We start from the raw sequence: 19,139 nt of genomic DNA, 5'->3' as shown, positions 1-19,139 counted from the left end.
TTCGAGGCAAGATGCGCAATGGTCTCTGTTTTTGCTGGGCAACCTGACCGGTGACTGCCGGACATCGGCCGTCATCATGGACAATCTGTGCATGCCGGAGAACCTGGATGCGCTGGATGCGCGACTGCTGCTGTTGCTCACCGACTCGCCGCGGCTGGGCGTGCTGGAGTGCGCGCGCCGGCTCGGCGTCGCCCGCGGGACGGTCCAGGCGCGCCTCGACCGCCTGACCGAGCGCGGCATCCTCGGCGGCTTCCCGCCGGAGCTCGACCTGGCGGCGATGGGCTACGGCCTGACGGCGTTCGCGGTGCTGGAGATCGCCCAGGGCCGCCGCGCGGAGGTGGCGGAAGCGCTTTCGGCGATCGACGAGGTGTGCGAGGTGCACGCGACGACCGGCCAGGGCGACCTGTTCGTCCGGATGGTGGCGCGCGGCAACGACGACCTGCAGCGGGTGATCGACGAGGTGGTCGGGGTGCCGGACGTGCTGCGGACGTCGACGTCGATCGCGTTGTCGACCCCGGTGCGCCCGCGGGTCCGCCCCCTGCTGGAGCGGACCGCGCGGGGCTGAGGACTCAGCCTTCGTCGATGACGTGGGCCAGGTAGCGCTTGGCCGACCGCTGCACGACCTCGAAGCCGTCGGTGCGCACGATCGCGTCCCACCAGGCGCCGTAGATCGCCTCGAAGCGGTACCCGGCCAGCAGTTCCGCCGCGCGCCGGACGACGTGCGGCCGCTCCGGGACCAGGTTCGGGTAGCTGTACATGAAGCCCACGTGCGTCCGGTCGGGGATGACCTGCACGATGTCGCCGGACAGCAGCGCGCCCTGGCCGTTCTCACCGTCCGGCCAGTGCAGGACCGTGCCGCCGGTGAAGTGCACGCCGAGGTTGATCAGGCGCAGGTCGTCGGCGACGTCGAGCGTGGTGCCGGACCACAGCTTCACCGCCGGGTCCGGCCGGCCGATCCACTGCTGGTCGCCCTCGTGCAGGTAGATCGGGACGTCGAACGCGTGCGCCCACTCGACCATCGTCGTGTAGTAGTGCGGGTGGCTGATCGCGATGCCGGTGATGCCCCCCAGGTCCCGGACCTGCGCCACCAGCGCGTCGTCGAGGTAGGCCGCGCAGTCCCAGAGGAAGTTCCCCGAGCGCGCCTGGACCAGCAGCGCGCGTTCGCCGATCGCGAACCCCGGGTTCGAGCCGACGCCGATGATGCCGGGGCCCTGCTCTTCGATCCGCGGTGTGTAGGTGCCGCTCTCGCGCAGCGACGCGAGGTTCGTCCACCGCTGCCCGGCCTGCGGGACGTACTGGCGTTCGTCCTCGCAGATCGGGCAGTCGTCGCGGGCGACGGCGTACTGCATGCCGCACGCCTGGCAGATCGGTTCCGTGCTCACAGCTGTGTCCTCCCAGAATGTGGATCCTGGGAGGACACTAGCGGCGGCGGCTACTTGGCGTCGGTGTACGGAACCGCTTTGACGAGGGTCACCTTCTGGAGCTTGCCGTTGGGCAGCTCGTACTCGCGGGACTCGCCCTCCTTGGCGCCGAGCAGGGCCTTGCCCAGCGGCGACTCCGGGGAGTACACGTCGAGCTCGCCTTCGGCGCCCTCTTCGCGGGTCGCGAGGAGGAACTTCTCGTCCTCGTCGTCACCCTCGTACCGGACGGTGAGCACCTTGCCCGGGCCGGCGGTGCCGTCGTTCGCGGGCGCCTCGCCGACCTTGGCCGAGCGCAGCAGCTCCTGCAGGTGCCGGATGCGCGCCTCGGCCTGGCCCTGTTCTTCACGGGCGGCGTGGTAGCCGCCGTTCTCCTTGAGGTCGCCCTCTTCGCGGCTGTCGTTGATGCGCGCGGCGATGACCGGACGATTCTCGATCATTTCGTCGAGCTCGTGCTTGAGCCGGTCGTAGGCATCCTGGGTCAGCCAGGTCACCTTGGTGTCGCTCACGGTCACCATCTCCTCGTCGGGCCTGCCAGGCTTGCGTGTTCAAGCCGGCCCACGCGGGCCTAGGTGCCCGCGTGGCTGAGATAAAGGAAAAACACGGCCCGTCCCGGGCCGTGCTGAAGGGTCAGAGTATCACGGCGCGACTGTGCGACGCCCGTTAAATCCGCACGCCATGGGCGTTGGGCGCGCGGTTCACCCCGTTGGCCGCTATGGGGTTGACAGGTAGTCTGGTATGTCGTACGAGCAGCCGTACACGTCGGCCGTCACCGGTGGCCCGATGCTCTTGATCGTCGTGGTCATCCTGCTGTACTTCGCGCCGGCCGGGATCAGGAGCTCCTTGCGACCGCTCTCCGCGCCGGTCTTGTCGCGGACGCGCACGATGCAGACGCCCGCCCGATCGTTGTCGTCCCGCGTCACGTTGATGGTGATTTCCATCGCGTTGCCCGGTTTGCCGCTGAAGGCGACGCGCTCGGCGTCGATCGGCGCGGACCCCAGGTTGACGTACGCGACCCACGCGATCACGCCGCTGACCAGCAGGGCGATCGCCAGGAAGAGCCAGCGGCGCCAGCGCCGGGGGACCTTCGCGCGGCTGGTGCCGTACCGGCCCTCGGGCAGCGCGGGGGCTGCCGTTTCCGCCGGTCCGCCTGCCAACGCGGGGCCTCCTGCTCGTTCTTGTCGTACCCCTGGGGACAATGGTGGGGCGGGTACGGCTTCGAGTATCCGCCCGCTGGGTGGGCGGCCCGCAGGTGGGTCGCGGAATACGGGTAGAGAAGGAGTCGTTCGCAGCATGGTGGACCAGCTGACGAAGCCGCGCTTGCGCATGATGGCCGTGCACGCACATCCGGACGACGAGTCGAGCAAGGGCGCCGCCACGATGGCGCGCTACGCCGCCGAAGGTCACGAGGTGCTCGTCGTGACGTGCACCGGGGGTGAAGCCGGCAGCATCCTCAACCCGGCCATGGACCGGCCCGAGGTGCTCGCGAACATGCCCGAGATCCGCCGGGAGGAGATGGCCCGCGCGGCCAAGATCCTCGGCGTGAGCCAGCGCTGGCTGGGCTTCGTCGACTCCGGCCTGCCGGAGGGCGACCCGCTGCCGCCGGTGCCCGAGGGCTCGTTCGCGGTCGTGCCGCTCGAGGAGTCGACCGAGGCGCTGGTGCGCGTCATCCGCGAGTTCCGCCCGCACGTCATCACGACGTACGACGAGAACGGCGGCTACCCGCACCCCGACCACATCCGCACGCACGAGGTGACGATGGCGGCGTGGGACGCGGCGCCGGACCCGAGCCGCTTCCCCGACGCCGGCGAGCCGTGGCAGCCGCTGAAGCTGTACTACATGCACGGCTTCTCGAAGGCCCGGATGCTGGCCTTCGACGCGGCGCTGAAGGAGGCCGGGCTCGAGTCGCCGTACACCGAGTGGCTGGCCAAGTGGGACCCCGACCGCGCCGATGTGATGGAGCGGGTGACGACCCGCGTCGAGTGCGGTGAATACTTCGAGGTGCGGGACGAGGCGCTCAAGGCGCACGCCACGCAGATCGACCCGAACAGCCGCTGGTTCTTCGTCCCGTTGGAGATCCAGCGCGAGACTTGGCCGACCGAGGAGTACGAGCTGGTCAAGTCGCAGGTCGACAGCACGTTGCCGGAGGACGACCTGTTCGCCGGCATCGGCATCGAGGAGAAGGTGAACACATGAGTCTGACGCTGCCGGCCGGCGTGGCGCTTCCGGTGACCGCGTCGGCCCTGGTCCTGACGCAGCAGCCGGGCAACGGCGACAACGGCGGGCAGGGGGAGGACTTCGGCAAGTCGTCCCCGGTCGGCTTCCTGGTGCTGATCCTGTTCCTCATCGCGGTGGCGTTCCTGGTCCGCTCGATGACGAAGCACCTGAAGCGCGTCCCGGCCAGCTTCGACGAGCCGGCCGCCGAGGCCGCGCCGGAGCAGCCGGAGGCCGTCGAGCAGGCCGAAGAGGCGAAGGCGGCCGAGAAGCCCGCGAAGGACTCCTCGGCCACCAAGGCCGAGAGCTAGCTCACAGCCGCGGGTCCACCGGGTCCGACTCCAGGGCGAGCACCGCGAACACGCACTCGTGGACGCGCCAGAGCGGCTCGCCCCGCGCGACGCGCTCCAGGGCCTCGAGCCCCAGCGCGTACTCGCGCAGCGCCAGCATCCGCTTCCGGTTCAGCCCGCGCTTGCGCAGCCGCTCCAGGTTCTCCGGCAGCGTGTAGTCCGGGCCGTAGATGATCCGCAGGTACTCGCGCCCGCGCACCTTCACCCCGGGCTGGACCAGCCCGCGCGTGCCGCGGGTCAGGTTCGCCGACGGCTTGACGACCATGCCCTCGCCGCCCGCCTCCGTCAGCTCCTCCCACCACGCGACCCCGCGCGCGACCGACGCCTCGTCCAGCACGTCCACCGTCAACGTCCGGGTCCGCTGGAACCGCGGGCCCGCGAGCCGGTCGAGCACCGAGAGGTGCCACGAGTGCGGCCGGTCGTGGTACGCCGTCCCCTCCGACGCCAGGAGCTGGAACGGCGCCAGCCGGACCCCGTCCAGCCCCGACGTCGGCCAGCAGTACCGCCGGTACGCCGCCCGATAGGCGTCCACTGTGGACGAACGCGTTGCCGTGCGCCGCAACAGGTCCGAGACGTCGATGCCGCGCGCGGACGCCGTCGCCAGGGCCGAGACCGCCGCCGGCAGCACTGCCTGGGCGGCCGCGCCGACCGACGCGTACTGGTCCGCGATCAGCCCGCCCGCCTTGGCGCTCCACGGCAGCAGCTCGGCGTCGAGCAGCAGCCAGTCCGACCCCAGCTCGTCGAACAGCCCGGCCGCCGCCGTCCGCACGTCGGCCAGCAGCAACGCGTTCTGCTCCGCCGTGAAGAAAGGCCGCCCGGTGCGCGTGTACACCGCGCCGCCGCCCTCGATGCCGAAGCGCTTCGAAGCGGCGTCGTCGTCCCGGCACACCAGCACCACGGCCCGCGAGCCCATGTGCTTCTCCTGGCACACCACCGACTGCACGCCGGCCGCGCGGTACTCGGCGAACGCCTCCTCCGGGTGCTCCAGGTAGTCGGCAAGTGAAGACGTCGAGCACGGCGCCATCGTCGGCGGCAGGTAGGCGAGCCACCGCGGGTCGACCGCGAACCGGCTCATCACCTCCAGCGCCGCCGCCGACTGCTCCGCCGAGACGCCGACGCGGCCGTGGTGCGCGGTCTGCACGATCCGCTTCCCGGTGACGTCGCCCAGCTCCAGCACCGCCGGCTCCCGCCCGCCCAGCGGCCGCGAAGTGTCCAGCGGGCGGACCGGCTCGTACCAGACCCGGTGGGCCTTCACCGAGACGACCTCGCGCTCCGGGTAGCGCAGCGCGGTCAGCTTCCCGCCGAACACGCACCCGGTGTCGAGGCACATCGTGTTGTTGACCCACTCCGGCTCGAGCGTCGGCGTGTGCCCGTAGAGGACCATCGCGGACCCGCGGTAGTCGCGCGCCCACGGCAGCCGCACCGGCAGGCCGTACTCGTCGGTCTCGCCGGTCGTGTCGCCGTAGAGCGCCATGCTCCGCACCCGTCCGGACGCGCGCCCGTGGTAGCGCTCGGGCAGCCCCGCGTGCGCGACGACGAGGTCGCCGCCGTCGAGGACGTAGTGCGCGATCAGCCCGTCGCAGAACTCGTGCGCCTGCCGGCGGAACTCCTCGCTCTCCGCGCCGAGCTGCTCCAGCGACTCCGCGAGCCCGTGCGCGGCGTTGACCTTCCGCCCGTGCAGCGCGCGCACCAGCTTCTGCTCGTGGTTCCCGCAGACGACCAGCGCGCTCCCCGCAGCGGCCATCCCCATGACGCGCCGCAGCACACCAGGCGTGTCCGGCCCGCGGTCGACGAGGTCGCCGACGAACACCGCCGTCCGCCCGTCCGGGTGGACGCCGTCGACGTACCCCAGCTCGGCCAGCAGCTCCTCGAGCTCGGCCGCGCAGCCGTGGACGTCGCCGATCACGTCGAACGGCCCGGTCAGCGACCGCTTGTCGTTGCGCAGCGGCTCGACGACGATCTCCGCTTCGGCCACCTCGGCCTCGCCGCGCAGCACGTGCACGCGCCGGAAACCCTCGCGCTCCAGCGACTTCAGCGACCGCTGCAGCTCACCGCGCTGCCGCCGGACCACGTGGTCGCCGAAGTCGCGGTCCGGCCGCCCGGCGTTGCGCGCGACGCACACGGACAGCGGCAGGTCGAGCACGATCGCCGTCGGGAGCACGTCGTGCTCCTTCGCGAGCTTCACCAGGCTCGCCCGCGAAGCGCGCTGGACGTTCGTCGCGTCGATCACGGTCATCCGGCCGGCCGCGAGCCGCTTTCCCGCGACGTAGTGCAGCGCGTCGAAGGCTTCGGCCGACGCGGACTGGTCGTTTTCGTCGTCGGCGACGAGCCCGCGGAAGAAGTCGCTGGAGAGCACCTGCGTCGGCGCGAAGTGCGTGCGCGCGAAGGTCGACTTGCCGGAGCCGGAAGCGCCGACGAGCACGACGAGCGCCATGTCGGGGACGGTCAGCTTCACGCGGCCACCTCCTCACTGGTCGAAAAGACCGCCATCTGGGTCGGCGGTCCCGATTCCTGGTCCACCGGTCCGATCGGCACGTACCGGACCTCGTAGCCGCGCCGGGTCGCGACGCCGTCCGCCCAGGCGCGGAACTCGGCTCGCGTCCATTCGAACCGGTGGTCGGCGTGCCGGAAATGCCCCATCGGCAGGAACTCGAACAGCCGGTTGTACTCCGCGTTGGGCGTCGTGACGAGCACCGTGCGCGGCGCCGCGACCCCGAACACCGCGTGCTCCAGCGCCGGCAGCCGCTCCTGGTCGACGTGTTCGACGACCTCCATCAGCACGGCGGCGTCGTAGCCGGCCAGCGCCGGGTCGGCGTAGGTGAGCGCCGACTGCCGGAGCGTGACGCGCGCACTGTCCTTGATCCGCTTCTCGGCGATGTCCAGGGCGTTCGCGGAGACGTCGACGCCGACGATCTCGGTGAACGCCCGCTCCTTCTCGAGGACGCGCAGCAGCGCGCCGCTCCCGCAGCCGAGGTCGAGCACGCGCCGCGCGCCCGCGGCCCGCAACGCGGCGAGCACGCTGCCGTGGCGCTGCGACGCGAGGCTCTCCGGCTTGTCCGGCAGCTCGGTGACCAGCGCTTCGGCCTCCGCCGGGACGTCGTCCGCCTCGGCCAGCCGCGAGAGCGCGTAGTGCACGACCTGGCGGCGCCGGTCGAGGTAGCGGTTCGTGATGAGCGTGCGCTCGGGGTGCGTGGCGAGCCAGCCGTCGCCGGCGCGCAGCAGCTTGTCGGCCTCGTCCTGGCCGACCCAGTAGTGCTTGCCGCCGTCGAGCGCGGGCAGCAGGACGTAGAGGTGGCGCAGCGCGTCGGCGACCCGGTGGGTGCCGGCGAGCGTCAGGTCGACATAGCGGCTTTCGCCCCACTCCGGGAACTCGGGGTCGAGCGGGACCGGCGTGGCCGAGACGCGCCAGCCGAGCGGTTCGAACAGCTTGCGCACGACTTCGGCGCCCCCGCGCGCGGAGAGCGACGGCACGCGGATCTCCAAGTCGAAGAGCTCGTCGACGAGTTCCGGACGCGCGGCGCACCGGCCCGCGAGCGCGGTGGTGAACGCGGCCCGCAGCGCGACGGCGAGGTACGACCCACCCGCGTACGGCCGGTCGTTGACGTACTGGGTCAGCGAAGTCCCACCGCCCCGCACGAGCCCGACCGGATCGATTTCGACGAACAAGGCGACGGTGCACCGCTCCGGCGCGGCTTCCGGGTAGAAGACGTGCGCGACCCCGGCCGAGAGCGCGACGGACTGCGCCTTCTCCGGGTGCTTGTGCAGGAGAAAGCCCAGGTCGGTGGCGGGTGTCCGGGTCGTGGTGATCGTCAGCAGCACCGGCCCAGTGTGGCCGACGGCCCGGTGACCGCGCGCCCGGTTTTCCCGGGTGCCACCCTGGACGCATGAACCGCCTCGCGAGCGCGACCAGTCCGTACCTGCTCCAGCACGCGGACAACCCCGTCGACTGGTGGCAGTGGGGACCCGACGCGCTCGCCGAGGCGCGGCGGCGGAACGTGCCCATCCTGCTTTCCGTGGGGTACGCCGCGTGCCACTGGTGCCACGTCATGGCGCACGAGTCGTTCGAGGACGCCGAAACGGCCGCCGTGATGAACGCGAACTTCGTCAACATCAAGGTCGACCGCGAGGAACGGCCGGACATCGACGCCGTCTACATGGCCGCCACGCAGGCGATGACCGGTCAGGGCGGCTGGCCGATGACCTGCTTCCTGACCCCGGACGGCGAGCCGTTCCACTGCGGCACCTACTACCCGCCGACGCCGCGGCCGGGCATGCCGTCGTTCCGGCAGCTCCTGGCCGCCGTCGCGCAGGCGTGGGCCGAGCGGCCGGACGAGCTGCTCGAGGGCGCGAAGCAGATCGTCGCGCACCTCGCCGAGCAGACCGGCCCGCTGCAAGAGTCCGTTGTGGACGAAGCCGTGCTCGCCGGCGCCGTCGCGAAGCTGCAGCAGGAGGCGGACCCGGTCAACGGCGGGTTCGGCCGCGCGCCGAAGTTCCCGCCGTCGATGGTGCTGGAGTTCCTGCTGCGCCACCACGAGCGCACCGGATCCGCCGTCGCACTGTCCCTTGTGGACCAGACGGCCGAGGCGATGGCCCGCGGCGGGCTGTACGACCAGCTGGCGGGCGGCTTCGCGCGGTACTCGGTGGACGCGGAGTGGATCGTGCCGCACTTCGAGAAGATGTTGTACGACAACGCGTTGCTCCTGCGGTTCTACGCCCACCTCTGGCGGCGAACCGGCTCGGCGACGGCGTTGCGCGTCGCTTCCGGGACCGCGGAGTTCCTCGCTGCGGACCTGCGGACGCCCGAAGGCGGCTTCGCGTCCTCGCTGGACGCCGACACCGACGGCGTCGAAGGCCTGACGTACGTCTGGACGCCGTCGCAGCTGCGTGACGTGGTGGGCGACGACTCCGCCGCCGAGCTGTTCGGCGTCACCGAGGAGGGGACGTTCGAGGAGGGCGCCTCGACGTTGCGCCTGTTCGGCGACCTGCCGGAACCGCTGCGCGTCAAGCTCCTGGAGGCACGCGCGAAGCGGCCGCAGCCGGGGCGCGACGACAAGGTGATCGCGTCCTGGAACGGCCTGGCGATCTCGGCGCTGGCCGAGGCGGGCGTCGCGCTCGATCGTCCACAGTGGATCGAATGGGCGGTCGACGCGGCCGAGCTGCTGTTGCGCGTCCACGTCGTCGACGGCCGGTTGCGCCGCAGTTCACGCGACGGCGTCGTCGGGGAGTCGGCCGGGGTGCTGGAGGACTACGCCTGCGTCGCCGACGGGTTCCTGGCCCTGCACCAGGCGACCGGCGACGCGAAGTGGCTCACCGAGGCGACCCGGCTGCTGGACCTGGCGCTGGCGCACTTCGCGTCGCCGGACGTCCCCGGCGCGTACTTCGACACCGCCGACGACGCCGAGACGCTGGTCCAGCGTCCGGCCGACCCGGGCGACAACGCGAGCCCGGCCGGGGCGTCCGCGCTGGCCGGCGCGCTGCTGACGGCGTCGGCGCTGGCCGGCCACGCCGATTCGAGCCGGTACCGCGAGGCGGCCGAGCAGGCGCTGCGGCGGGTCGGCGTGCTGGCCGCGCGGGTGCCGCGGTTCGCCGGGCACTGGTTGTCGGTGGCCGAGGCTTTGCAGGCCGGCCCGGTGCAGGTGGCGGTGGTGGGCGCGGACCCGGCGTTGCGGCTGGCCGCGGCGCGGGGCGTGCACGGCGGCGGCATCGTGCTGGCCGGCGAGCCGGACGCGCCGGGCGTCCCGCTGCTGGCGGACCGGCCGCTGGTGGACGGCTCGCCCGCGGCTTACGTCTGCCGGGGGTACGTGTGCGACCGGCCGGTCACGTCGGTGGAGGCGTTGACCGCTCAGCTCTGATTCGCCCTGGGAGAACTCGCTGGGTCCCGTGTTGTATTCGGCGTAGCGTCAGTAGCGTTGTAATCATGTAATCGCGGAGGTGGCGGACATGGGACGAGGCTGGAAGGGCAGCCGGGGCTGGCAGCAGGCCGAAGTACCCCCGGCGGACGACGCGGCGGCCTGGTTCGGCGGGCGCCTGCCTGACGGCTGGTTCACCGGTGCCCCGGAGGTGACGGTCGACCGCGAGGAGATCATCGTGGTGGGCGAGCTCCCGGCGCTGACGGAGGAGTACGCGGACGACGCGGCCCGCGCGGCGGCCGAAGAGGGCCGCATCAGCCGCTACCGCGAGGAGACGCGCGACGAGCGCATCGAGATCGCGAGGCAGGCGGAGCACCGCTACCAGCGCAAGGTGGCGTGGGGCGCGCGGCTGGGCGGCACGAAGGCGCTGTTCACGACGCATTCGGCGCCGGTGATGACCCGTCTGCGCCAGCCGGAGCGGCTGGTCCTGGACACGCTGGTGGACGCGGGCGTGGCGCGGTCCCGCTCGGACGCGCTGGCCTGGGCGGTCCGCTTGGTCGGCGAGCACGCGGACAGCTGGCTGGGCGAGCTGCGGGAAGCGATGAGCAAGGTCGACGACCTGCGCTCCAAGGGCCCCGACCTGGCGTGAGCGTGCCGGGACTCGCGGGGTGCCGCCCCCTCGGTGGCACCCCGCGAACCCGGCAGCCGGCTTGCTAGTCGGCGACCAGCACCGTCCCGCCCTCGTGCACGGACATCCCGAGCCGCCGGGAAGCCCCGGCCTCCCGCTGCCGCCGGACGAGCCAGTACCCCGGCGCGATGCCCGTCGCCCCGTGTTCCGGGTGCACGAGGTACACCGGCCCGGCGTTGTGCAGCAGCGCTACCGCGAGCCGTTCGGGGTCGGCGACCTGGACCGTCAGCTCGCAGGAGCCGACCAGCGTGTGCGGGTTGGTCCCGTCACCGCCCCGGACGAGTTCGGCCCCTTCCGCCGGCAGGGAGTGCCAGCCGTCGCGGGTGCGCACGGCACCGGTCATCGCCTCCGGGACGACGATCAGGTCGCCCTGGGCCTGGAGGCCGTCGATCACCGGGACGTCGACCTGCCGGTCCAAGTGCGCCAGGACGTCGAGGCCGGTCCGGTCGAGCAGTTCCGCCAAATGCATGGGAATCACCTCTGTGAGTTCAAGTCCGACGCACCAGCCGCGCGTACTGGGCTCCGGTGAGCCCGTACGTCCAGCCGGCGGCGTCGAGGGGATGGTCGATTTCGGCGGGCACGCGCAACCCGTAGTGGCGGCGCGTGCCGTCGCGTTCGACGGAGCCGTTGACCACCAGCAGCAAGCGGGCCGGAGCGTGCCACGGCTGGGTCGGCCCGTCGTAGAGCCGCAGTTCGCAGCCGGGGTTGCCGGGATCGGCGGCGCGGCCGAGCAGCTCGAGCCCGGCGTCGGCGATGAACGCCGGCCAGCCGACCCGCTCGATCGCGCACCGGCGCACCTCGACGTTGAGCTCCGCCACGATCAGCTCGGCCGACGGCGCCTCGATCACCCAGGACGGCACCCGCGTCCCGTGCCACGCGTGCACGGTCCAGCCGTCGGGGAACGCCATCGCGGGGCCGTTCGCGTGGTGCAGACGGACTTCGCCGTAGTCGTCGTCGACGCGCTCGGTGTGCACGACGAGCGGGCGTTCGGCGACGACGCAAACGCCCTCCCGCGGCCACCACCAGCCGCACGACCGCGCGAGCGTGGCCCACAGATCCAGTTCGAACGCGTCTTCCGGGGCGAACTCGACGCCGTCGACCCGGCGGTGCAGGTCGTACCGAGCGATCCAATGGGCTTCCTGCTGGCCGTGCCAGCGCAGCCCGGCCCGCTTCGACAGCTCACCCCGCACGGCACCGGCGACGGAGTCCAGGATCGACCGCTGCAGCGCGGCGCCCAACCCGTTGTTCAGCAACGCCCGCAACGGGACGCGCACCGGGTCCGGTGGTGGCCGGTCCGGCGACCGGTACCGGTCGCGCCAGCCGCCGGTCCGCTGGTCGAGCCGCTGCCAAAGGGAGCGGACCCGCGTCGCCAGCCGCGCTTCGACCGGCTGGTCGCCGCCCAGGGAAAGCGCTTGCCCAGGTGACACCAGCTCGACCGCGGCAGCCGGGGAACCCACCCACGTGAACGTCGGCGGCGACGCGCCGGCCAGCTCGTAGAGCCGGCTGATGGCCGCCTCCGCGGCGGGACGGTCGGCCGCTTCGGTGCTCAGCGCACAGCGCAGCCAGTCATCGCGGATTTCGAGAGCTCGTGACCACAGTTCGGGTCCGGGGAAGCGACGGCCGGGCCGTCGCGAGGCGCTCAACGCGCGAGGGCGCGCACGCCCTTTCGAATCGACATGCACCGATCATGACAGCTTTTTCGCCGGCCGCGCAAGCCTGGACCCGGAGCCGCGTTCGCGCTTAGAGTTCGTCGTGCCCACGGTCCGTGCCGTGGTTCCGCCGTCGCACTGGTCTTTCCCTCGAAGGAAGGCGTCCATGGACGGCAGGTTCACCCGGCGGCAGCTGATCAAGGGCACGCTGGCCGTTTCCCTCGTACCGGCGATCCCGCTCGCGCGCCGCTACCGCGTCGACGTTCCCCCGCTCCCGTGGCCCGCCGCGAACGACATCGTCGCGGCCACCACCATCCCCACGTTCCCGGACCGGAGCTTCCCGATCACCGGTTACGGCGCGAAGAACGACGGCAAGACCGACAACACCGCGGCGATCGGGAAGGCGATCGACGCGTGCACCGCGGCCGGCGGCGGCCACGTGGTCGTACCCAGCGGCACCTTCCTCACCGGTGCGATCCAGCTGAAGAGCAACGTCGACCTGCACCTGGAAAAGGGCGCGGTGCTCAAGTTCAGCGGCGACGCCTCGAAGTTCCCGAACGTGCTGACGCGCTACGAAGGCATCGAATGCGTCAACCGCTCGCCGATGATCTACGCCTACGGGCAGAAGAACATCGGCCTGACCGGCAGCGGCACGCTCGACGCCGCCGCCACGTCGTCGTGGAACAAGGGCAGCGACCGCGCGTACCTGGAAACGCTGGTGGCCAAGGGAACCCCGCCGGAGAAGCGGGTCGTGCCGGGGTCCGGGCACACGATGCGCTCGGCGTTCGTCGAGCCGTACGCGTGCGAAAACGTGCTGATCCAAGGCGTCACGCTGAAGAACTCCATGTTCTGGCAGCTGCACCCGACGCTGTGCCGCAACGTCACCGTCGACGGCGTCAGCACCGACCCCAGCACCGCGCACTCCAACACCGACGGCTGCGACCCCGAGTCGTGCGACCACGTCGTCATCGCGAACTGCACCCTCGGCGCGCACGACGACAACATCGCGATCAAGTCCGGCCGCGACGCCGACGGGCGGCGGGTGAACGTCCCGTGCCAGAACCTCGTCGTCGTGAACTGCGTGATGAACGGCAACTGGGGCGCGATCACCTGCGGCAGCGAGCAGACCGGCGGGATCCGCAACGTCTACGCGTACAAGCTCACCGTGAAGGGTGACACGAAGTTCGCGCTGTACGTGAAGTCGAACACGCTGCGTGGCGGGTTCTCGGAGAACATCAACCTCGACAGCGTCTCGGGCACCTTCGCGCGGAACTTCGTGTACGTGACGTCCACCTACAACAGTCAGACCGGGAGCTACGTCCCGTCGTTCGGGCCGTTCACGATCAGCAACTGCTCGAGCACGAAGATCGCGGGCAAGACGTTCGACGTCAGCGGGCTTTCGAACGCCCACGTGCACGGGTTCACCGTGGCGAACTCCACGTTTGAGGGCGTGTCCGACACGTCGAACACGCTGAAGTACGTGGACAACGCCAAGTTCACCAATGTGACCGTCAACGGCAAGCCCATCTGAACCTGCGCGATCGGCGCGGCTGCGGCAGGCTTACTACCAACGAGTAGGAAGCCTGCCGTCAGTCCTTTCCGGAGGTAGCCGTGGACGTTCCCGAAGTGCCCTCGAAGGTGGACCCGGACGCGCTGACCACCGTCCTCGACGGCCGCTGGGCCGAGCTGCGCCGCGGGGTCCGCGCGCAGATGGCCGGCGCGGAGTTCCGCGACCCGGTGGACCTCGACGTCGAAGCCCACCGCGCCCAGGTGCTCGACCAGCTGCGCGCGCTCGCCGAAACCGACCGCCCCGGTCTGGGTTTCGACCCGGCGTACGGCGGCGGTGGCGACGTCGGCGGCTCGGTGACGTCGTTCGAGCTGCTCGGCTACGGCGACCTGTCGCTGATGGTGAAGGCCGGCGTCCAATGGGGACTGTTCGGCGGCGCCGTCCAGCTGCTCGGCACCGAGCGCCACCACGCGCGGTACCTGCGCGAGATCATGGACCTCCGGCTGCTCGGCTGCTTCGCGATGACCGAGCACGGCCACGGTTCCGACGTCCAGCACCTGCGCACCACGGCGACCTTCGCCGACGGCGGGTTCGTCGTGCACACGCCGGACGCCATGGCGCAGAAGGAGTACATCGGCAACGCGGCCCGCGACGGCCGGATGGCGGTCGTGTTCGCGCAGCTGGTCACCGGCGGCGAGTCCCGGGGCGTGCACGCGTTCATGGTGCCGATCCGGGACGAGTCCGGCGCGCCGATGCCGGGAGTGTCCATCGAGGACTGCGGCCCGAAGGCGGGCCTGAACGGTGTCGACAATGGACGGTTGAGCTTCGACAACGTGCGGATTCCGCGCGAGGCGCTGCTGAACCGCTTCGGCGACGTCGCCGAGGACGGCTCGTATTCGAGCCCGATCGAGAGCGACAGCCGCCGGTTCTTCACGATGCTGGGCACGCTGATCCGCGGCCGGGTGAGCGTCGGCGGCAGCGCGGGCAGCGCGACCAAGCGCGCGCTGGCCCTGGCGGTCCGCTACGGCGAGCAGCGCCGCCAGTTCATGACGCCGGACGGCGACGAGGTCGTCATCCTCGACTACCTCGGGCACCAGCGGAAGCTGCTGCCGGCGCTGGCGAAGACGTACGCGCTGCACTTCGCGCAGGGTGAGCTGGTGGCGAAGCTGCACGACATCGACTCGTCGGCGCCCGAGGAGGAGCAGCGCGAACTGGAGTCGCGCGCGGCCGGGCTGAAGGCGCTGAACACGTGGCACGCGACGGCGACGATCCAGGCGGCGCGCGAGGCGTGCGGCGGCGCGGGCTACCTGGCGGAGAACATCCTGCCGGGCCTGAAGGCCGACACCGACGTCTTCACGACGTTCGAAGGCGACAACACGGTGCTGCTGCAGCTGGTCGCGAAGGGCCTGCTGACCAGCTACAAGCAGGACTTCGAGGACCTTTCGCCGCTGGCCACGGCCCGGTTCTTCACCGACCAGGTGGTCCACGCGATCCTGGAGCGGACCTCGGTGCGCAAGGCGCTCGAGTCGCTCACGGAGGGATCCGACGAGCACGTCTTCTTCAGCCGGGAGTGGCAGTTGAGGCTGTTCGAAGACCGCGAGGAGCACGTGGTCGAGGGTGTGGCGAAGCGCCTGCGCAAGGCGGCGTCGGACCCGTTCGGGGTGTTCAACGCGGCGCAGGACCACGTGCTGCGCGCGGGCCGCGTCCACGTGGAGCGCCTGGTGCTGGAGGCGTTCGCGGCGGCGGTCGAGGGCTGCGAGGACCCGGACGCCCGAACGCTGCTGGAGCGCGTCTGCGACCTGTACGCCCTGTCGGCGATCGAGGAGGACCTGGCCTGGTTCCTGGGCCACGGCCGCCTGACGGCGGCTCGCGGGAAGGCCGTGACCGCGGCGGTGAACAGCCTGTGCGCGCAGCTGCGTCCCCACGCGCGGGCCTTGGTGGACGCGTTCGCCATCCCGGAGCAGTTCCTCGCGGCGCCGATGCTGCGGGCATGACGAAGGGGTGGCCGGTGTCGGGAACCGGCCACCCCCGAGCGTTCGTCAGGACCGGCGGTGCTTCTTGCCCTCGTCGTCGGTCACCTCGAACTGCTCCTTGCGGACCTTGCCGGAGACGGTCTGCTCGTCCGTCACCGTCTCCTTGCGCAGGCGTGCCCGTTCGACCGGCACGGTCTCCTTGCGCACGACGGGTTTCTCGGCGTGCAGCACGACGTCCTGCTCGGCCTCGCCGATGTCGCCCCCGGCCCGGCCGTCCTTGATCGGCTCGCGCTCGATGCGCACTTCTTCGTGCCGCACCGGGACGGTGACCTGCTGCTCTTCGGTGACGACGTACTTGCGCAGCCGCACGTGCCCGGTCTCGATCTGTTCGGTGCCGACGTTCAGCCGTTCCTCGGACCGCGTCATGGCGTCCTGGTCGGACTTCCCGCGGGTGCCGGCGTCCATGCCGGCCCGGCCGCGGCCGCCCATGGCGGGGTCCCGGCCCTGCGTCCGGTCCCCGGTCCGATCACCCGTCCGATCACCCGTCCGATCGCCCATCCGGCCGTCCGCCCGGCCGTCCATCCGGCCGTCCGGCGACGTCCGCGGCACGGGCAGGCCGTAGTGCTGGTACAGCTGGGCGCTCTCCTCGGGGGAGAGGTGGCCATCGGCGTCGATGCGCGGCGCGTCGGAGACGGCGTCCTTGTCGACCCGGACGTGCACGCCTTCCTTGTCGGTGTGCGCGCCGGAGAGCGGGACGAAGCTCTCCTTGGTGCCGAACAGGCCGGTCTTGACGGTGATCCACTCCGGCTGGTGCGTGGAGTCGGCGAGGTAGACGTTGCCGACCTTCCCGAGCTTGTTCCCGGCCGGGTCGACCACGGCACTGTCGATGAGCTCCTGGGGCTGCATGGTCTTGGCCATCGCGGTGCTGCTCCTTTCGTGTCGGTGTCTGCTGAGCACCACCGTGGAACGCGCTGACCAGCACGGCAACCGTCGTGGTGTTCCCGTGGGTGACCCCGGAAAGTGGTGGTTTGAGACGCCGTCCGCTGGCCATGTACGGCGGGTTTCCGCAGTTCGGGCGGCGTGTGTAAGCGGTGATCAAGACCGTGGGTGATGCCGCGAAGGTGTGCATGTGACCGGCGCCACTTCGAGGGCTGTCACAACGCTGTCGCGAAGGTCGTCAAGAGGGTGACACCGACGAAGGGAACGGTCATGGAACCGCGGTTCAACATGTTCGAGAACGAGGTCACGAGCAAGTTCTTCAAGCGCCTGATCGCGGCGTCCCGTCCGATCGAGGAGTCGTCCCTCCCGAAGGCGACGCAGGAGCTCGTGAAGATCCGGGCGAGCCAGATCAACGGCTGCGGAATGTGCCTGGACATGCACACGAAGGACGCGGCGGCGGCGGGCGAGACGGCGGTTCGCTTGGCGCTGGTGGCAGCGTGGCGCGAAGCGGTGGTGTTCACGGAGGCCGAGCGTGCGGCGCTGGCGCTGGCGGAGGAGGGAACCCGCCTGGCGGACGCGCACACGGGGGTAACGGACGAGACGTGGGCCCAGGTCCGCAAGCACTACGACGACGAGCAGCTCGGCGCGCTGGTGTGCCTGGTGGCGGAGATCAACACGTGGAACAGGCTGAACGTGATAGCCCGCAACCCGGCGGGCGAGTACCAGCCAGGCATGTTCGGCTGAGCAAAAAGCGAGCTGGGGACGTCCAGGGGGAGGTCCCCAGCCACGAAGGATGAAGCCAAAAGCCGGAGGGCAACAGACCAAACCGGCAGCCGGCAGCGCAAAAGGGGCACCCAGAATCCAGACCCCGCCCTGCACCCCGATCCGAAGCCAGAACACGGCCGGCAGCGCCGGGTCAAGACACGCTTTCCCGTCTTGACGCGGTGCTGCCGGCCGTAGTCACAATGAAGAGATCGGGATGAAGGGCATGCCAAGCCGCTAGGCGTACATGGCCAACCAAATGGCGATGTAATGCGAAACGGCAGCCAAAACGGTACACGCGTGGAAGAACTCGTGATACCCAAAGGTCTCCGGCCAATGATTAGGCCACTTAACGGCGTAAAAAACCGCCCCCAGGGTATAAAACAACCCCCCAACACAAAGCAACACCAAAGCGGCAACCCCGGCATGAGCCAAAAGCTCAGGGAAGACGAAAACGGCAACCCACCCCAAAGCGATGTAGATCGGCACCCCGACCCACCGCGGAGCGTGCGGCCACAACATCTTCAGGGCAACACCGAGAACAGCCCCACCCCAAACGATCGACAGGATGATGTACCCCGTCGGCTTGGACATCGCCAGCAAAGTGAACGGCGTGTAAGTCCCCGCGATGAACAAAAAGATCATCGAGTGGTCCGCACGTTTCATCCACTTGTACGCGCGCGGGCTCCAAAAGCGACGGTGGTAAAGGGCGCTCACACCGAACAGGCCGAGGATCGTCAACCCGTACACCGACGTGGACAACGTCGCAAGGGGGGACACAGTGGACGCCGCCAGGCTGACCAGTGCCGCCGTCGCCACGAGGGCGCCGAAGAACGTCCAAAAGTGGATGTGGCCTCGCAACCGCGGGCGGAGGTCCACTACGGGCTCGGGTGGTTCCGTCGTCACGCTCACCCTCCCAGGTTACGGGACCGTAGGTTCCTCGTCAGCGGTCGAGTCACGCGCCTCACACCGAGTGCGTAGGCTTCCTCGACGTGAGTGTTCGCTCGTTCTTGTCCGACGTCGTGTACAGCGCCTACGGCCGGCGCCTCATCCAGCAGGCCGCCGGCCGGCATCCCCGGCACATCGCCATCATGCTCGACGGCAACCGCCGCTGGGCCCGTGAAGCGGGCTTCACGGACGTTTCGGACGGCCACCGCGCCGGAGCGAAGAAGATCGCGGACTTCCTGAGCTGGTGCCAGGAGGCGGACGTCGAGGTCGTCACCATGTGGCTGCTCTCGACGGACAACCTCAACCGCGACCCGGACGAGCTCACGCCGCTGCTGAAGATCATCACCGACGTCACCGACGAGCTGGCTGCGCCCGGCAAGAGCTGGCAGCTGCGGATCGTCGGCGCGCTCGACCTGCTACCCAGCGACGTCGCCAAGCGACTCAGCGAAGCCGCCGCGCGCACCGAGGGGCGGACCGGGATGGAGGTCAACGTCGCGGTCGGTTACGGCGGGCGCCAGGAAATCGCGGACGCCGTGCGCAAGCTGCTGCTCCAGCACGCCGACGAGGGCCGGACCATTCACGAGCTCGCGAAGATCCTCGACGTCGACCACATCTCCGAGCACCTCTACACGTCGGGGCAGCCGGATCCGGACCTCATCATCCGAACTTCGGGTGAACAACGGCTTTCCGGATTCCTGCTCTGGCAGTCCGCGCATTCGGAATTCTGGTTCACCGAAGCGTATTGGCCGGCATTCCGCCGCGTCGACTTCCTGCGCGCGATGCGCGACTACGCCTGGCGGCACCGCCGCTTCGGTTCCTGAGGTTCCTGAGGTTTCCTGAAG

Annotated in this window: 18 protein-coding genes; 9 read left to right on the top strand and 9 right to left on the bottom strand. The window is 70.5% G+C overall.

From position 1 onward, the window contains the following. Nucleotides 1-91: 91 nt before the first annotated feature. Entirely contained in the window at nt 92-565 is a 474-nt protein-coding gene (locus tag ACIRSS_RS14790) for an Lrp/AsnC family transcriptional regulator (protein WP_400894790.1), read from the top strand. A gap of 4 nt (nt 566-569) precedes the next feature. Here ACIRSS_RS14790 and ACIRSS_RS14785 read toward each other — a convergent pair whose 3' ends face one another. From ACIRSS_RS14785 to ACIRSS_RS14775, 3 genes are all read right to left on the bottom strand, one after another. Beyond that, complete coding sequence (locus ACIRSS_RS14785) at nt 570-1,382, bottom strand: MBL fold metallo-hydrolase (RefSeq protein WP_400894788.1); 813 nt, start codon at nt 1,380-1,382, stop codon at nt 570-572. A gap of 50 nt (nt 1,383-1,432) precedes the next feature. Beyond that, nucleotides 1,433-1,936 carry a transcription elongation factor GreA gene (gene greA / locus ACIRSS_RS14780; protein WP_086857442.1) on the bottom strand — a complete coding sequence of 168 codons (504 nt, stop codon included), beginning with the start codon at nt 1,934-1,936 and terminating at the stop codon, nt 1,433-1,435. Nucleotides 1,937-2,131: 195 nt separating this feature from the next. Beyond that, nucleotides 2,132-2,575: a DUF4307 domain-containing protein gene (locus ACIRSS_RS14775; RefSeq protein ID WP_400894786.1), complete on the bottom strand. Its 444-nt coding sequence runs from the start codon at nt 2,573-2,575 to the stop codon at nt 2,132-2,134. Nucleotides 2,576-2,711: 136 nt separating this feature from the next. On the opposite strand from ACIRSS_RS14775, the gene mca reads away from it, so the two are divergent. Next, on the top strand, nt 2,712-3,614 hold the full coding sequence (gene mca / locus ACIRSS_RS14770) for a mycothiol conjugate amidase Mca (RefSeq protein ID WP_400894783.1): 903 nt from the start codon (nt 2,712-2,714) through the stop codon (nt 3,612-3,614). Next, the gene (locus tag ACIRSS_RS14765) at nt 3,611-3,943 is read left to right on the top strand and encodes a hypothetical protein (protein ID WP_400894780.1); all 333 of its coding nucleotides are present in this window, start codon (nt 3,611-3,613) and stop codon (nt 3,941-3,943) included. The genes mca and ACIRSS_RS14765 overlap by 4 nt, the downstream gene beginning before the upstream one ends. Before the next feature lies 1 nt (nt 3,944). On the opposite strand, the gene ACIRSS_RS14760 is transcribed toward ACIRSS_RS14765, so the two are convergent. Continuing rightward, entirely contained in the window at nt 3,945-6,437 is a 2,493-nt protein-coding gene (locus tag ACIRSS_RS14760) for a polynucleotide kinase-phosphatase (protein ID WP_400894778.1), read from the bottom strand. After that, nucleotides 6,434-7,801, bottom strand: a complete 1,368-nt coding sequence (locus ACIRSS_RS14755) for a 3' terminal RNA ribose 2'-O-methyltransferase Hen1 (RefSeq protein ID WP_400894776.1) — start codon at nt 7,799-7,801, stop codon at nt 6,434-6,436. Before ACIRSS_RS14755 ends, ACIRSS_RS14760 begins: the two co-directional genes overlap by 4 nt. A gap of 65 nt (nt 7,802-7,866) precedes the next feature. Between ACIRSS_RS14755 and ACIRSS_RS14750 the strand changes: the two genes are divergently transcribed. After that, nucleotides 7,867-9,834 (top strand): thioredoxin domain-containing protein, encoded by a 1,968-nt coding sequence (locus tag ACIRSS_RS14750; protein ID WP_400894774.1) that lies wholly within the window; start codon nt 7,867-7,869, stop codon nt 9,832-9,834. A gap of 88 nt (nt 9,835-9,922) precedes the next feature. Continuing rightward, nucleotides 9,923-10,480, top strand: coding sequence for a hypothetical protein (locus ACIRSS_RS14745; RefSeq protein ID WP_400894772.1), 558 nt, complete (start codon nt 9,923-9,925; stop codon nt 10,478-10,480). Between the two features lie 64 nt (nt 10,481-10,544). Here the strand turns inward: ACIRSS_RS14745 and ACIRSS_RS14740 are convergent, their stop codons facing one another. Together ACIRSS_RS14740 and ACIRSS_RS14735 are read right to left on the bottom strand one after the other, a co-directional pair. Then, nucleotides 10,545-10,988 (bottom strand): hypothetical protein, encoded by a 444-nt coding sequence (locus ACIRSS_RS14740; RefSeq protein WP_400894770.1) that lies wholly within the window; start codon nt 10,986-10,988, stop codon nt 10,545-10,547. Between the two features lie 19 nt (nt 10,989-11,007). Then, complete coding sequence (locus ACIRSS_RS14735; protein ID WP_400894768.1) at nt 11,008-12,162, bottom strand: DUF6745 domain-containing protein; 1,155 nt, start codon at nt 12,160-12,162, stop codon at nt 11,008-11,010. Nucleotides 12,163-12,334: 172 nt separating this feature from the next. On the opposite strand from ACIRSS_RS14735, the gene ACIRSS_RS14730 reads away from it, so the two are divergent. Further along, nucleotides 12,335-13,699, top strand: a complete 1,365-nt coding sequence (locus ACIRSS_RS14730) for a glycoside hydrolase family 28 protein (protein ID WP_400894766.1) — start codon at nt 12,335-12,337, stop codon at nt 13,697-13,699. Between the two features lie 80 nt (nt 13,700-13,779). Next, nucleotides 13,780-15,669, top strand: coding sequence for an acyl-CoA dehydrogenase (locus ACIRSS_RS14725; RefSeq protein WP_400894763.1), 1,890 nt, complete (start codon nt 13,780-13,782; stop codon nt 15,667-15,669). Between the two features lie 45 nt (nt 15,670-15,714). Here ACIRSS_RS14725 and ACIRSS_RS14720 read toward each other — a convergent pair whose 3' ends face one another. Further along, nucleotides 15,715-16,566 carry a DUF2382 domain-containing protein gene (locus ACIRSS_RS14720; protein ID WP_400894760.1) on the bottom strand — a complete coding sequence of 284 codons (852 nt, stop codon included), beginning with the start codon at nt 16,564-16,566 and terminating at the stop codon, nt 15,715-15,717. A gap of 291 nt (nt 16,567-16,857) precedes the next feature. Here ACIRSS_RS14720 and ACIRSS_RS14715 point away from each other — a divergent pair, with 291 nt between their 5' ends. Then, nucleotides 16,858-17,331 carry a carboxymuconolactone decarboxylase family protein gene (locus ACIRSS_RS14715; RefSeq protein ID WP_400894758.1) on the top strand — a complete coding sequence of 158 codons (474 nt, stop codon included), beginning with the start codon at nt 16,858-16,860 and terminating at the stop codon, nt 17,329-17,331. Nucleotides 17,332-17,586: 255 nt separating this feature from the next. On the opposite strand, the gene ACIRSS_RS14710 is transcribed toward ACIRSS_RS14715, so the two are convergent. Beyond that, on the bottom strand, nt 17,587-18,228 hold the full coding sequence (locus ACIRSS_RS14710; protein ID WP_400897462.1) for a hemolysin III family protein: 642 nt from the start codon (nt 18,226-18,228) through the stop codon (nt 17,587-17,589). Between the two features lie 113 nt (nt 18,229-18,341). On the opposite strand from ACIRSS_RS14710, the gene ACIRSS_RS14705 reads away from it, so the two are divergent. Further along, nucleotides 18,342-19,118 (top strand): isoprenyl transferase, encoded by a 777-nt coding sequence (locus tag ACIRSS_RS14705; RefSeq protein WP_400894755.1) that lies wholly within the window; start codon nt 18,342-18,344, stop codon nt 19,116-19,118. Nucleotides 19,119-19,139 lie beyond the last annotated feature (21 nt).

This window comes from Amycolatopsis sp. NPDC101161 (assembly GCF_044768185.1).
Classification (GTDB): Bacteria; Actinomycetota; Actinomycetes; order Mycobacteriales; family Pseudonocardiaceae; genus Amycolatopsis.
The sequence above is the reverse complement of the archived record's forward strand: the minus strand, read 5'-3'. Positions and strand labels throughout refer to the sequence as shown.

Bases quoted from the DNA above. Each gene is read 5' to 3' on its own strand.
- ACIRSS_RS14790 (WP_400894790.1), top strand. From the start codon at position 92: ATGCCGGAGAACCTGGATGCGCTGGATGCGCGACTGCTGCTGTTGCTC.
- ACIRSS_RS14745 (WP_400894772.1), top strand. From the start codon at position 9,923: ATGGGACGAGGCTGGAAGGGCAGCCGGGGCTGGCAGCAGGCCGAAGTA.
- ACIRSS_RS14740 (WP_400894770.1), bottom strand. From the start codon at position 10,988: ATGCATTTGGCGGAACTGCTCGACCGGACCGGCCTCGACGTCCTGGCG.
- ACIRSS_RS14750 (WP_400894774.1), top strand. From the start codon at position 7,867: ATGAACCGCCTCGCGAGCGCGACCAGTCCGTACCTGCTCCAGCACGCG.
- ACIRSS_RS14715 (WP_400894758.1), top strand. From the start codon at position 16,858: ATGGAACCGCGGTTCAACATGTTCGAGAACGAGGTCACGAGCAAGTTC.
- ACIRSS_RS14730 (WP_400894766.1), top strand. From the start codon at position 12,335: ATGGACGGCAGGTTCACCCGGCGGCAGCTGATCAAGGGCACGCTGGCC.
- greA (WP_086857442.1), bottom strand. From the start codon at position 1,936: ATGGTGACCGTGAGCGACACCAAGGTGACCTGGCTGACCCAGGATGCC.
- ACIRSS_RS14720 (WP_400894760.1), bottom strand. From the start codon at position 16,566: ATGGCCAAGACCATGCAGCCCCAGGAGCTCATCGACAGTGCCGTGGTC.
- ACIRSS_RS14765 (WP_400894780.1), top strand. From the start codon at position 3,611: ATGAGTCTGACGCTGCCGGCCGGCGTGGCGCTTCCGGTGACCGCGTCG.
- mca (WP_400894783.1), top strand. From the start codon at position 2,712: ATGGTGGACCAGCTGACGAAGCCGCGCTTGCGCATGATGGCCGTGCAC.